This window comes from Rothia amarae (assembly GCF_014705945.2).
GTDB lineage: Bacteria > Actinomycetota > Actinomycetes > Actinomycetales > Micrococcaceae > Rothia > Rothia amarae.
Map to the genome: position 1 here is coordinate 1935035 of NZ_CP061538.1, position 12569 is coordinate 1947603.

Sequence of the window (12569 nt, forward strand, 5' to 3'; positions counted from 1 at the left end):
GCTCAGCAAGTACAAGATCGGTGAAAAACTCCTAAGCTAATTTCTCTGGACCAAAAGCATCCGGAAGCATCTGCTCAATCGTGCGGATGCCGCTCACACTCTGAATGAGCATTCCTGGCGCCGCATGCTCGAAGAGTAGCTGCCGACACCGACCGCAGGGCATCAGCGCCTGACCATCGCCGTCAACACACGCAAATGCAACCAGTTTGCCTCCGCCCGTCCTAAATAAATCAGAAACGAGCGAGCACTCTGCGCAGAGGGTAATGCCTAACGAAGCGTTCTCGATATTGCAGCCGCTCACGATTCGCCCGTCCTGCGTCAGTGCTGCTGCGCCCACTGCATAGTTCGAATAGGGAGAGTAGGAGTTTTTCATAGCTGCAGTAGCTACGGCGGTGAGCTCATCCCAGTCAATTTTTGGAGTATCTGCCATTGGTTTTCTCTCTTTCGGGTTGAGGACTGAGAGTAAAAAGCCGCGCTTTCGAAGAGTTCCGAAAGCGCGGCATTATTTTCATCAAGGTATTAGCCCTTGACGTAGGGCTGACCGGACGCCGCAGGACCGCGTGAGCGACCGACGACGCCGGCAACTGCCAAGATAGTGACGACGTACGGAAGCATTGCCAAGAACTCTGCCGGAATCGCTGTGCCCAGGATAGACAGGATGAACTGCATTTGGAGCGAGAATCCGAAGAGGATTGAAGCAAATAGAGCCCCCATGGGCTTCCAGCGACCAAAAATCAAAGCCGCCAAAGCAATGTAGCCTTGGCCCGCCGTCATATCGGCGTTGAAGGAGCTCACCGAAACGAGCGTGAAGAACGCGCCGCCCATACCGGCAACCGCGCCTGCCCACAAAACGTTGGTGAAGCGCAAACGGTTGACGTTGACGCCAAGGGTATCTGCTGCCTTGGGATGCTCGCCTACCGCGCGAGTGCGCAAGCCCCATTTGCTCTTGTTCAAAGCAAACCAAATGAGAGCAACCACAATGTACATGAGATACACAAGCACCGACTGGTTGAACAGAACCGGGCCCACCACGGGAATCTGAGAGAGTACAGGAATCTCAAACGATGGCAGTTTAGGAGCCGAGTTGAGGTTCTGGGCATCGGGCTGGAGCACGCGAGTAAAGAGGAATCCGGTCAGACCGGATACCAAGACATTCACCACAACACCCACGATGGTCTGGTCCACAATGTATTTGATGGAGAACAGTGCCAGCAAGAAAGAAACGAGAACGCCACCGAGCATTGCAGCCAGCAGACCTGCCCAGGGGTTATGGGTGATTGAACCTACCAGTACAGCGGAGAAAGCGCCAAAGAGTAGCTGACCTTCAATAGCGATGTTGACGATACCTGAACGCTCACACAGCAAACCGCCCATTGACCCAAAAATCATAGGAATCGATAGCGCTAGACCGCCAGAGAGCAGGTTGACCAGCGAAACTTCAGAGCTCTTAGCGGAGCCAATCGCCCAGACCAAGATGAAGAGGATAAAGAATACCCAGAAGACGGCGGTGAGGCCCTTACCGAGTTTCTTGCCCGAGTTCATCTGTACCGCTGAAAGCGCTGCGATAGCCAGCAGAACGAGGATAGCAATCCAGCCGAAAGCGGTCGCAGAGAAGGTGAGGTTGGGAATATTCGCCCAGGTGATGCCGTCTGAAAGGCGGAATGTCACGTCGTTGTGGGGAGCTTTGAAAGCTACCAGCAAGAGTGCAACTAGAGCGAGTACACCAAAAATAATGGTGTTTTTCCAGTTTTTCACTACAACGGTTTCTTCCACAGGCACAGTATCAATAGTTGCTGCACTCATTTACTTTGCCTCCGCTACGGCTTTTGAAGAAGCCTTCTTTTTCTTGGGCTTGGACGGATCGGGAAGTCTAAAGATAGACCGGACCAGCGGCGGGGCTGCAATGAAGAGAACAATCAGAGCCTGCACGACGAGCACGAGATCGATTGGAGTTCCTGTTTCTACCTGCATGGAGACACCGCCGGCGCGGAATGCGCCGTAGAGCAAAGCTGCGAAGAAAGTACCCCACGGGGTCGAACGCCCTAGCAGCGCCACGGTAATGGCGTCGAATCCGAAGGATGCCGCGACGCCGGTGGTCAGCACACGCTCGGTGCCTGCCACCTGCGCGCTACCGGCAAGACCAGCCAGTGCACCGGCAATAACCATCACCAAAATGTAACCCGATGCTACCGAGATACCGGCAGTTCTAGCCGCGTGGGGGTTAGCACCGACCGCGCGAAGGCGGAAACCAATGGTGGAGCGATTCATCAACCAGGACACAAAGATAACTGCCAGCACTGCAATGACGAAGCTCCAGTTGAGCCGGAAGCTGTGTCCGAAGAGCTTGGGGAAGATAGCGTAATCTTCGAAGCTCGGTGAAATAGGGTTGGTGTTACCGGGGCGCTGCAAAAGCGGGGTCTTGAGTAAGTAGAGCAGAAGATTGACCGCAATGTAGTTGAGCATAATCGAAAGGATAACCTCGTGAGCTCCGGTTTTTGCTTTCAGCAAGCCCACCAGACCGCCCCAGAGACCGCCACCGAGGATACCGCCGAGAACGATTAGCGGAAGCATAATGAAGAGGGGGAGCTGCCAGGTAATCGCAACGTAAGTTGAAACGATAGCGCCCAAAATAATCTGACCCTGCGCACCGATGTTGAACAAGCCGGTACGGAAAGCAATTGCAACCGCCAGGCCAGCCAAAATCAGCGGAGTCGCCACGGTAAGAGTTTCCATGAAAGGGTAAATCGCTTTAGTAAACGATTTTGCTTCATAATTGAAAATGGAACCGCGGAACATCGCTAGGTAAGCTTCGGACGCTGCTTTCCACGCTGCAGAGAGAGTGTCCATGGGGCGAGCAAAGAAGTAACCTGCGGCTTTTTGGGTAGCAGGGTCAGTAATTGCAATGAGCAAACCGCCCACTACCAACGCGGCAACCATTGCACCAATGGATAGACCAATACCGCCACCGGCAATCCGAGTAAATAGCGAAGGCTTTTCGTGCTCCTGCATCTGCGGATTGGGGGTAGAAGGAGTTGGCTGGCTCTCAGTTCCTAAGGTGGTAGCGCTCTGCGCTACCGATGCCGCAGAATCGAGGGGAACAGATGAATTTGCTGTACTCATGGGGTATCTCCTTCTGCCCAGGGAAGTACGGACTGATCAGCGGTGTGTTCTGCTTTATCTGCTCGAACAGAACCTGTTGTCTCTGGTGTGGTTGTTTCTAAGTCCGCGTCAGTTGCCGGTACAGATTCACGGGCTTCTTCGTAGGTTGCCCCAGCCATCATCTGCCCCAAAACGTTACGGGGAGTGTCGTTGGGAACAATACCCATCAACTCACCGTGGAAAAAGACTGCGATACGGTCTGCTAGCGCGTAAACCTCATCGAGTTCGGTGGAGACGATAATAACGGGAATACCCTTATCTCGTTCCGCCACAATGCGTTTGTGTATAAATTCGATAGAGCCGACGTCGACGCCGCGGGTAGGCTGCGAGGCAACAAAAAGTTGCAAATCGCGGGTAAGTTCACGAGCGACCACAATCTTCTGCTGGTTGCCGCCGGAGAGGGTTGATGCCGCGTCATATTTATTTCCCACGCGGATGTCGTACTCTTGAACCGCGTGGTCAGCGTTTTGAGCGATGGCAGAGCGGTTGAGAGTTCCTGCTGAGGAGAATTCTTTGCGATCGAAAAGATCGAGAATGAGGTTTTCTGCGATAGAGAAGGACCCGACCAGCCCGTCGGTGCTACGGTCTTCGGGGACAAATCCCACGCCAGCGCGAAGAACTTGACGGGTGTTAAGCCCCAGCAGTTCGGTGGAATTAATCTTCATCGAGCCGGTAGCTTTGGGGTGCATACCGATAATGGTTTCGGTCAGCTCTGTCTGTCCGTTGCCCTGCACGCCTGCTATCGCAAGGATTTCGCCACCCCGGACGGTGAAATTAACGTCTTTCAGCAGCGGTACGCCCTGGTCTGATACCAGATTAAGGTTTGAAACCGAGAAAGCTTGGTCGGTGAGGTGTGGCTGGTCTTTATCAACGACCAACTGGACGTTTTTGCCCACCATCAGTGCGGCGAGCTCGTTCGTTGATGCGCTGGGATCAGCATTTCCCACTACTTTGCCGCGGCGAATAACGGTAATTTCATCTGAAATTTCACGCACTTCTCGCAACTTATGCGAAATGAACACCAAAGATTTACCGTCTTGGCGTAGCTGACGCATGATTCCCAGCAACTGATCTGTTTCAGCGGGGGTCAGTACAGCCGTGGGCTCGTCCAAAATCAAGACCTCGGCGTCGCGCACGAGCGCCTTGATAATCTCCACTCGCTGCTGGACGCCGACGGGGAGATCTTCAACGATTGCATCAGGGTCTACTGCGAAACCGTAGCGGTCAGAAATTTCCCGAATTTTCTTGCGAGTTGCTTCAAGGTTGAGACGACCTCCGCTGGTCTCCTCAGCGCCCAGAGCAATATTTTCAGCCACAGTGAATACGGGAACGAGCATAAAGTGCTGGTGCACCATACCGATTCCAGCAACCATCGCATCAGAGGGGCCCTTAAAGTTTACGGGCTGATCATTAATAAAAATCTGGCCTTCAGTGGGCTCGTAGAGACCATAGATGACGTTCATCAGGGTTGATTTACCCGCACCGTTTTCACCCAAGAGGGTATGGACAGTTCCAGGTTCAACCACTAAATCAATGCGGTCATTCGCGGTAAAATCGCCAAAACGTTTGGTGACCTGTCGCAATTCGAGTTTCATCGACGCGCTTTCTTGTTCAGCAGGAAGAGGTGTTTAGCATGAGCGTATCAAAGCGGCCCGACCGCGCAAAAGGTTGCCGGTCGAGCCGCTTTGATAAGGAACTCACACTTTATTTGGTGGGGGTGCCGTCGGTCTTTACGGTGATTTCACCAGAGACAATCTTTTCCTTGATGGTATCGAGCTCGGACTTGGTTTCGGAGGAAACCTTATCCTCGAAGTTGTGGAAAGGAGCTAGACCAACGCCGTCGTTCTGGAGGGTGCCGATGTACTTCTCGTTGGTGAATTTGCCGTCAATGTCGTCCTTGATGGTGGATTCAACAGCTTCCTTCATCTTCTTCTGAACAGAGGTAAGGATGATGTCCTGGTAGTTAGGGTTGGTCTCATAGCCATCGGAGTCAACCCAAATAACAGATGCAGGTGCATCTGAGTGAGACTTGTTGTACTCGGTTACAGCTTCGAGAGTACCGGCGCCCACAGGACCAGCAACGGGCATAATGACGTCTGCACCCTGATCAAGGAAGTTCTGGGTCAGAGTCTTACCCTTGGTCTGGTCGGTGAAGTCACCGGTAAAGGAATCGGTACCAAGAACCTTGACGTCCTTGTTCTTTTCCTTGTTGTAGTAATCAACGCCCTGCTTGAAACCCTGGGTGAAGATGGTAACGGTAGGCATCTCAGCGCCACCGTAGGTTGCTACTTTGCCGGTCTTGGACTGAGCTGCTGCCAAGTAACCTGCCTGGAAAGCTGCCTGAGCTGTATCGTAAACGATGGGGCGAACGTTGTCCGCTTCGATAGAACCATCATCGACGATAGCGAAGTGAATGTCGGGGTTATCCTGAGCGGCCTGCTTGGTAGTATCAGCCAGAGCGAAGCCAACGCTGATGATGGAGTTGCAGCTCTGCTGAACGAGTGAAGTCATATTGGGGTTGAAGTCAGCTGCAGATTCAGACTGCGACTCAGCCACCTTAATACCGTAATCTTCTTCAGCGGCTTTAACACCCTTGTAGGAGTTCTCGTTGAAGGACTTATCGTCAAAGCCACCCTCATCAGAGATAATGCATGCCTTGTAGTCCGAAGCTTCTTTGTTAGAGGAAGAAGATTCTTCAGGTGCGGCACCGCAACCTGCCAAGAGAAGTGCTGAAATACCGAGAACGGTACCTGTTGCTGCAAAACGTGAGCGAGTAGCCATGTGAGAGCTATCCCTTCGTGTGTGTGATACAGAGGTGCAGAGTAGCTGATGCCGGCAGTATGTGCTCTACCCGCTCAGTTGCATTCTGTGTTTCGAGATACACGTTAATAGTAATGGGTGAATCGCCTCTGTACAGCCACTATTCATCTTTTTAATACCGATTAGTAATATGGCCTCACGTTTTATCGTTGATTTTTTCTATCCGTAGTAGCTCGATGAACGAAACTGCTCTGCAGAGAGCTTGGCAATTTCCCAGCGAACCGCCCGTAACGCAGTCGATGCCATGACCTGCACACCGCACTTGATTGCGCGCTCGTCGGGGTTATAGTCATCGCGGTGTAGGTCGTAGGTCGGACCGCCAGGGGTACGAGTGCCCAAGCGGATCATCGATCCAGGTACTTCTTGCAACATCCAAGCGAAGTCTTCTCCGCCCATCGACTGCTCTACCAGCACCACAGAGTCCTCCCCCAGTTCAGCGCGTGAGGCAGTCTCTACCATGGTGGTTTCATCTTCTGTATTAACTACAGGAGGGACGCCGCGAATATGCTCGACCTCCGCCTTCACGCCATAGGGCGCGGCAACCTGTTCGATGACGTCGTCGAGGATTTCTCCTGCGCGGTACCAAGCATCGGCGTCGAGGCAGCGCATGGTCCCTGCCATAAAGCCTTCTGAAGGAATTGCGTTGGGAGCCACACCCGCTTCAATCTGTCCCCAGGCAACCAATACGCCCGAACGTACATCCATGCGACGCGAGAGAACCGCAGGCACATTGATTGCTATCTGGCTCATGGCGTAGATGAGGTCTTCGGTCAGGTGCGGGCGGGAAGTGTGCCCACCGTGGCCACTGAGTCTAATTTTGATGGTGTCTGATGCCGAGGTAATGGCACCGATGCGCGTACCGATCTTTCCTACGTCCACCTTCGGCTCGCAGTGAAGAGCGAATGCGCGGGGAATATTCTTGAGCACGCCTTGCTCAATCACTTGAACTGCTCCGCCGGGTAACTGCTCTTCTGCGGGTTGAAAAATGACGCGCACGGTGCGACCCAGCGGAGCTTCCTCATTGAGCTGGTGCAAAGCAATCGCAACTCCCAACATGACGGTCTGGTGAATATCGTGCCCACATGCATGCATGACGCCGGGGTTCTGCGAGGTGAACTCTAACCCTGTGGTTTCGAGGATAGGTAGCGCATCTATATCCGCGCGCAGAGCGACCGCATAAGGGCCGCCCCCAATGTCCACGAAACAACCGGTGCCCTCAAACCGTTGTGGTTTCATTCCCGCTGTCTCAAGTTGCGCAACAATGCGTTCAGTCGTATTGAACTCCATGAAAGACAGCTCAGGGCTCTGGTGCACGGCACGGCGGAACTCGATGAGTTGGGGAAGAATCTCTTGCACACGAGAGTCGAATGCCGAACCAGATACGTCAAGAAGTGTTACTGCAGATGTTGGAGCCATTCAAATACCATAGCGCGAAAGCTTTTCATTCGCTGGCTTGGGAAGATCTGTTAACTTCCGCAAAGTTTATGACAGATTGTTACGCGTAGCTTTTCTGGATGCCGCGGCGCGATTGGTCAACCCTCCGGCCGGCATGGCGTTGGAAAGCACTCCCCCTTAAAACCCAGGAGCCCGCCACTCATCAAAGAGTAGCGGGCACCTGTGAGAAGCCTATGCGTTAGAAGGAGCGAGCTAAAATAGCCTGCTTCACTTCAGCAATTGCTTTGGTGATCTCAATACCACGAGGGCAAGCCTCGGTGCAGTTGAAAGTGGTACGGCAACGCCATACACCCTCTTTGTCGTTGAGGATTTCCAAACGCATATCGCCGGCGTCATCACGAGAATCGAAGATGAAACGGTGGGCGTTCACAATCGCTGCAGGACCAAAGTACTGACCGTCGGTCCAGAACACGGGGCACGATGAAGTACACGCTGCACACAAGATGCACTTGGTGGTGTCATCGAAACGCGCGCGGTCAGCCTGCGACTGGTATCGTTCGCGCTCAGGTTCGTGGCTGTCATTGACCAAGAAGGGCATGACCTCGCGATATGCCTGGAAGAAAGGCTCCATATCAACGATAAGGTCTTTCTCACAGGGCAAACCCTTGATGGGTTCCACAGTGATGGGTTTGGACAAGTCAAGATCCTTCAACAAGGTCTTGCACGCCAGACGGTTACGACCGTTGATACGCATGGCATCCGAACCACAAATACCGTGAGCGCACGAGCGGCGGAAAGACAGTGAACCGTCGATTTCCCACTTCACCTTGTGCAACACGTCAAGTACGCGGTCGGTGCCGAACATCTGAACTTTGAATTCGTCCCAGTGAGCTTCTTCAGAGATTTCTGGGTTGTAGCGACGAATTTGAACGGTGACATCGTAGGACTTGATACCGTTCTCACCCTCGCCGTTCTCCGACGCAATCGAAACCTTTGACTCAGGCTCGCGTGCCTCAAAATCGCTCTTGGGAGCTGTGTTTGCTGCTGTTGATGCCATTTTAGTACTTACGCTCCATCGGTTCGTAGCGAGTAAAGATTACGGGCTTAGTGTCAAAACGCAGACCTGCAATACCCTCAAGCTCGGCTTCTTCGTCCAAGTAAACCATCGAGTGCTTCATGAAGTTCTCGTCGTCACGGTCAGGGAAGTCCTCACGGAAGTGACCACCGCGAGATTCCTGGCGGTGCAGAGCAGCAACCGACATCACCTTAGCCAGCTCAAGCAAGAAGCCAAGTTCAACTGCTTCCAGGAGGTCAAGGTTAAAACGCTTGCCCTTGTCCTGAATGGAGATGTTCTTGTAACGCTCTTCAAGACGGGTAATGGTGTTGATGGCGTTGTGGATGGTCTCAGCGGTACGGAAGACCTGCATGTCGGCGTCCATGACGTCCTGCAGTTCCTTGCGGATTTCGCCTACCTTTTCAGTGCCATTGCCATCGCGCAGCATGGAGAGCAAAGCCAGGGTCTTATCTGCGGCGTCTTCGGGGACGGGCAAGTACTCAGCGGTGTTTGCATATTCCGCTGCCTTGATACCGGCGCGCTTACCGAACACGTTGATGTCGAGCAGGGAGTTGGTGCCCAAACGGTTTGAACCGTGGACTGACACACACGCTACTTCACCAGCGGCATAGAGACCGGGGATGGTCTCTTCGGAGTTAGCGAAAACCTCGGCGTCAATGTTAGTGGGGATACCACCCATTGCGTAGTGAGCCGTTGGGAATACCGGAACGGGCTCGGTGTAGGGCTCAACACCCAGATAAGTACGAGCGAACTCGGTAATATCGGGTAGCTTTGCGTCGATATGAGCAGGTTCCAAGTGGGTAAGGTCCAACAGAACGTAGTCTTTGTTGGGTCCGCAACCGCGACCTTCGCGAACTTCGTTAGCCATCGAACGAGCCACGATGTCACGAGGAGCGAGGTCTTTAATGGTAGGAGCGTAACGCTCCATGAAGCGCTCACCCTCGGAGTTGCGGAGAATACCGCCCTCACCACGGGCTGCTTCAGAAACCAGAATGCCCAAACCGGCAAGACCGGTCGGGTGGAACTGAACGAATTCCATGTCTTCCAGTGGGATGCCGTTGCGTAGCGCAATCGCCATGCCGTCACCGGTGAGGGTGTGAGCATTCGAAGTGGTCTTGAAAATCTTGCCACAGCCACCGGATGCAAAGACAACAGACTTTGCCTGGAAAACGTGAACGTCGCCAGTTGCCAGATCGTACGTTACGACGCCAGCAGGACGGCGGTTTCCATTTTCGTCGTCGACCATGACCAGATCCAGTACGTAGTACTCGTTGAAGAATTCAACGTTGTGCTTGACGCAGTTCTGGTAAAGAGTCTGAAGAATCATGTGTCCGGTACGGTCCGCTGCATAGCATGCGCGACGAACCGGCGACTTACCGTGGTCGCGGGTGTGACCACCGAAGCGACGCTGGTCGATACGACCCTCAGGGGTGCGGTTGAAGGGAAGACCCATTTTTTCCAGATCCAGCACAGCGTCGATAGCTTCTTTAGCCATGACCTCTGCGGCGTCCTGATCTACCAGGTAGTCGCCACCCTTGATGGTGTCAAAGGTATGCCATTCCCAGTTGTCTTCTTCAACGTTTGCCAGTGCAGCACACATGCCGCCCTGTGCCGCGCCGGTGTGTGAACGGGTGGGGTAAAGCTTGGTGAGAACCGCAGTGCGGGCACGCTGACCAGATTCGATAGCTGCGCGCATGCCTGCGCCACCAGCGCCAACAATCACTACATCGTACTTATGTACCTGCATTGAATAATGCTCTTTTCTAAATCTTTTTCGACTCGCGGATTACGGTGCGGGGCAGAACGAAGGAAGAAGTTCTGCGGGGCTACCGGTGGGGCAGGGGCTGAAGGTGAAGATAACCAAAGTGCCCACCAGCAGAACGAATGCTGCTGCCAAGAAAAGGATCAGCTTGAGCCAGAAGCGAGTGCTGTCTTTTTCTGCATAATCCATGATGATGGTGCGGATACCGTTGGTTCCGTGCAGCATAGCAAGCCACAGCAGAACTGCATCCCATACCTGCCAGAAGGGGTTAGCCCATTTGCCACCGACGAATCCGAAGTCGATGCGGTGTACGCCCTCGCCCATCATGAGGTTCACGAAGAGGTGACCGAAAATGAGGACGACGAGAATAACGCCAGAGACGCGCATAAACAACCATGCCAGCATCTCAAAGTTGTTTCGCTTTGAGTTGGAACGGTTGTACTTGATGCCGTTAACCACATTGTCATTACTGCGCGGTGCGGAAATACGGGTTTTAAGAGGAGTAGCCATGGAACGATTAACCTCCGAATGTGTTCATGAGGTGGCGGATGAGGAAAGGAATCATGACGACTGCCCACAGAATAAGAACGCCCCAGAGCATTCCTTTCTGGTTTTTTGCACCGTTCTTCCAAAAGTCAATCAGAATGATACGGATGCCGTTGAATGCGTGATACACGATGGCAGCTACGAGCACTGCCTCGCCGAGCCCCATCACGGGGTTCTTGTAAATGCTCATGATGGCGTTGTAAGCCTCTGGGGACACACGAACCATTGCGGTATCTAGGACGTGCACCAAAAGGAAAAAGAAAATCGCAATACCGGTAATGCGATGGGCTACCCAAGACCACATGCCTTCACGGCCGCGATATAGGGTGCCTTTGGAGTTGCCAGGCACTGAATAACCTCCTGAGAGTTGCCTATGGGGCCCACATACGCCTATGTATGGGGATGCATGTGATTCCCTAAACAGCAAGAAAGGACTGTTCTACTACTGTCAAAGATTACCAGGTCAGATTGACCTTTACTGACACCCTGTACACTATAAATTCCTCTAAAATTCAGGAAATTAAGCCATTAAATTGTTCGCGAATTGTATTTTTACTCGTAATAGCGGGGATTAGTCGGCGATGAGTGAGCTAGCCCATGAGTGTAATGAGTGTATTAAAAGCTGTTTTTTCAGGTTTATGACGTAAAGCTCTGTATTCTATTACATGATGAGAACTCCACTAGAACGATTTTACCCGCTGATCCCAGCCGGAGGCGTTGGATCCCGCCTTTGGCCCATGTCGCGCGCAAAAGCCCCCAAATTCTTGCTTGACCTCACCGGAAGTGGCGATTCCCTCATTCGCCAGACCTATGACCGTCTAGTGGATTTGGCTTCCGATACCGTGATGGTTGTGACCGGCGAATCGCACGCGAACGCAGTCACCCAGCAGATTAGTGAACTGCGCGGTTCCGACATCGTTTTAGAACCCTCCCCCAAGGATTCCGCTGCCGCTATTGGTCTTGCCTGTGCAATCCTTTACAAGAGGGATCCAGAGGCGATTATTGGCTCTTTTGCAGCCGATCACGTGATTGATCCTGTCGCTGAATTTCAAAAAGTTGTTCGCGAGGCAGTGGAAACAGCTGCTACCGGAAAAATCGTAACCATTGGTATCACGCCCTCCGCACCATCGACCGCATTTGGTTACATCCGCGCCCGGACGTCGCTCAAAATTGAGGGCGCGCCGTCTGCCCTTGCTGTTGATTCGTTTGTCGAAAAGCCTGACGCCGCAACTGCTACAAAGTATGTCAAGTCGGGCGAGTACACCTGGAATGCAGGTATGTTTGTAGCTCCTGCGCAGCTCATGCTTGTTCACTTAGAGAAGAATCAGCCTGAATTATTTGCAGGTATTTCACGCATTTCCGAAGCGTGGGATACCCCCCAGCGAGAAGATGTCATGAACGCCGTTTGGCCTACTCTACCCAAGATTGCCATTGATTATGCCGTCGCAGAACCTGCCGCTGCTGCAGGCGACGTCGCCATGGTTCCCGGATCCTTTAGCTGGGATGATGTGGGAGATTTCGACGCAGTCACGCGCCTGAGCCAAGAAAAGAGCGGGGAGACACTGACCATTCTTGGCGATAATCAGAATATTCTAACCCAAACTTCTACCGGCATTATTTCTTCGGATACCCAACGGTGTATTTCGGTCATTGGCATGGAAAACGTGGTGGTAATTGATACCGAGGACGCTCTCTTGGTCACCAACCGCAAAGATGCCCAGAAAGTAAAAGATACGGTCGCCGAGCTAAAATCTCGCGACCTCACTGAGCTTCTTTAGAATACTTTCGATTTCAACCCGCCACTGGCCATGT

11 protein-coding genes are annotated in these 12569 nt (G+C 52.9%); 1 reads left to right on the top strand and 10 read right to left on the bottom strand.

Translation table 11 applies throughout. The features are described from left to right. Positions 1 to 31: 31 nt before the first annotated feature. The 10 genes from IDM48_RS09060 to sdhC form a co-directional block, all read right to left on the bottom strand. Positions 32 to 430 (bottom strand): cytidine deaminase, encoded by a 399-nt coding sequence (locus IDM48_RS09060; RefSeq protein WP_190617034.1) that lies wholly within the window; start codon positions 428 to 430, stop codon positions 32 to 34. A gap of 89 nt (positions 431 to 519) precedes the next feature. Then, positions 520 to 1803: an ABC transporter permease gene (locus IDM48_RS09065; protein ID WP_190617036.1), complete on the bottom strand. Its 1284-nt coding sequence runs from the start codon at positions 1801 to 1803 to the stop codon at positions 520 to 522. Then, positions 1804 to 3120 carry an ABC transporter permease gene (locus IDM48_RS09070; RefSeq protein WP_068172884.1) on the bottom strand — a complete coding sequence of 439 codons (1317 nt, stop codon included), beginning with the start codon at positions 3118 to 3120 and terminating at the stop codon, positions 1804 to 1806. Next, complete coding sequence (locus IDM48_RS09075) at positions 3117 to 4754, bottom strand: ABC transporter ATP-binding protein (RefSeq protein WP_068172886.1); 1638 nt, start codon at positions 4752 to 4754, stop codon at positions 3117 to 3119. Before IDM48_RS09075 ends, IDM48_RS09070 begins: the two co-directional genes overlap by 4 nt. Before the next feature lie 109 nt (positions 4755 to 4863). Beyond that, positions 4864 to 5940: a BMP family lipoprotein gene (locus IDM48_RS09080; protein WP_190617037.1), complete on the bottom strand. Its 1077-nt coding sequence runs from the start codon at positions 5938 to 5940 to the stop codon at positions 4864 to 4866. Positions 5941 to 6138: 198 nt separating this feature from the next. Continuing rightward, the gene (locus IDM48_RS09085; RefSeq protein ID WP_190617039.1) at positions 6139 to 7395 is read right to left on the bottom strand and encodes an amidohydrolase; all 1257 of its coding nucleotides are present in this window, start codon (positions 7393 to 7395) and stop codon (positions 6139 to 6141) included. A 217-nt stretch (positions 7396 to 7612) separates the two neighbouring features. Then, positions 7613 to 8431: a succinate dehydrogenase iron-sulfur subunit gene (locus IDM48_RS09090; protein ID WP_068172893.1), complete on the bottom strand. Its 819-nt coding sequence runs from the start codon at positions 8429 to 8431 to the stop codon at positions 7613 to 7615. Between the two features lies 1 nt (position 8432). Further along, positions 8433 to 10196 carry a succinate dehydrogenase flavoprotein subunit gene (sdhA, locus tag IDM48_RS09095; RefSeq protein ID WP_190617041.1) on the bottom strand — a complete coding sequence of 588 codons (1764 nt, stop codon included), beginning with the start codon at positions 10194 to 10196 and terminating at the stop codon, positions 8433 to 8435. Between the two features lie 39 nt (positions 10197 to 10235). After that, positions 10236 to 10721 (bottom strand): succinate dehydrogenase hydrophobic membrane anchor subunit, encoded by a 486-nt coding sequence (locus tag IDM48_RS09100; RefSeq protein WP_190617043.1) that lies wholly within the window; start codon positions 10719 to 10721, stop codon positions 10236 to 10238. A gap of 7 nt (positions 10722 to 10728) precedes the next feature. Beyond that, positions 10729 to 11061 carry a succinate dehydrogenase, cytochrome b556 subunit gene (gene sdhC / locus IDM48_RS09105; protein WP_238398080.1) on the bottom strand — a complete coding sequence of 111 codons (333 nt, stop codon included), beginning with the start codon at positions 11059 to 11061 and terminating at the stop codon, positions 10729 to 10731. Between the two features lie 364 nt (positions 11062 to 11425). Here sdhC and IDM48_RS09110 point away from each other — a divergent pair, with 364 nt between their 5' ends. Next, entirely contained in the window at positions 11426 to 12535 is a 1110-nt protein-coding gene (locus tag IDM48_RS09110; RefSeq protein ID WP_190618744.1) for a mannose-1-phosphate guanylyltransferase, read from the top strand. Positions 12536 to 12569: the final 34 nt, after the last annotated feature.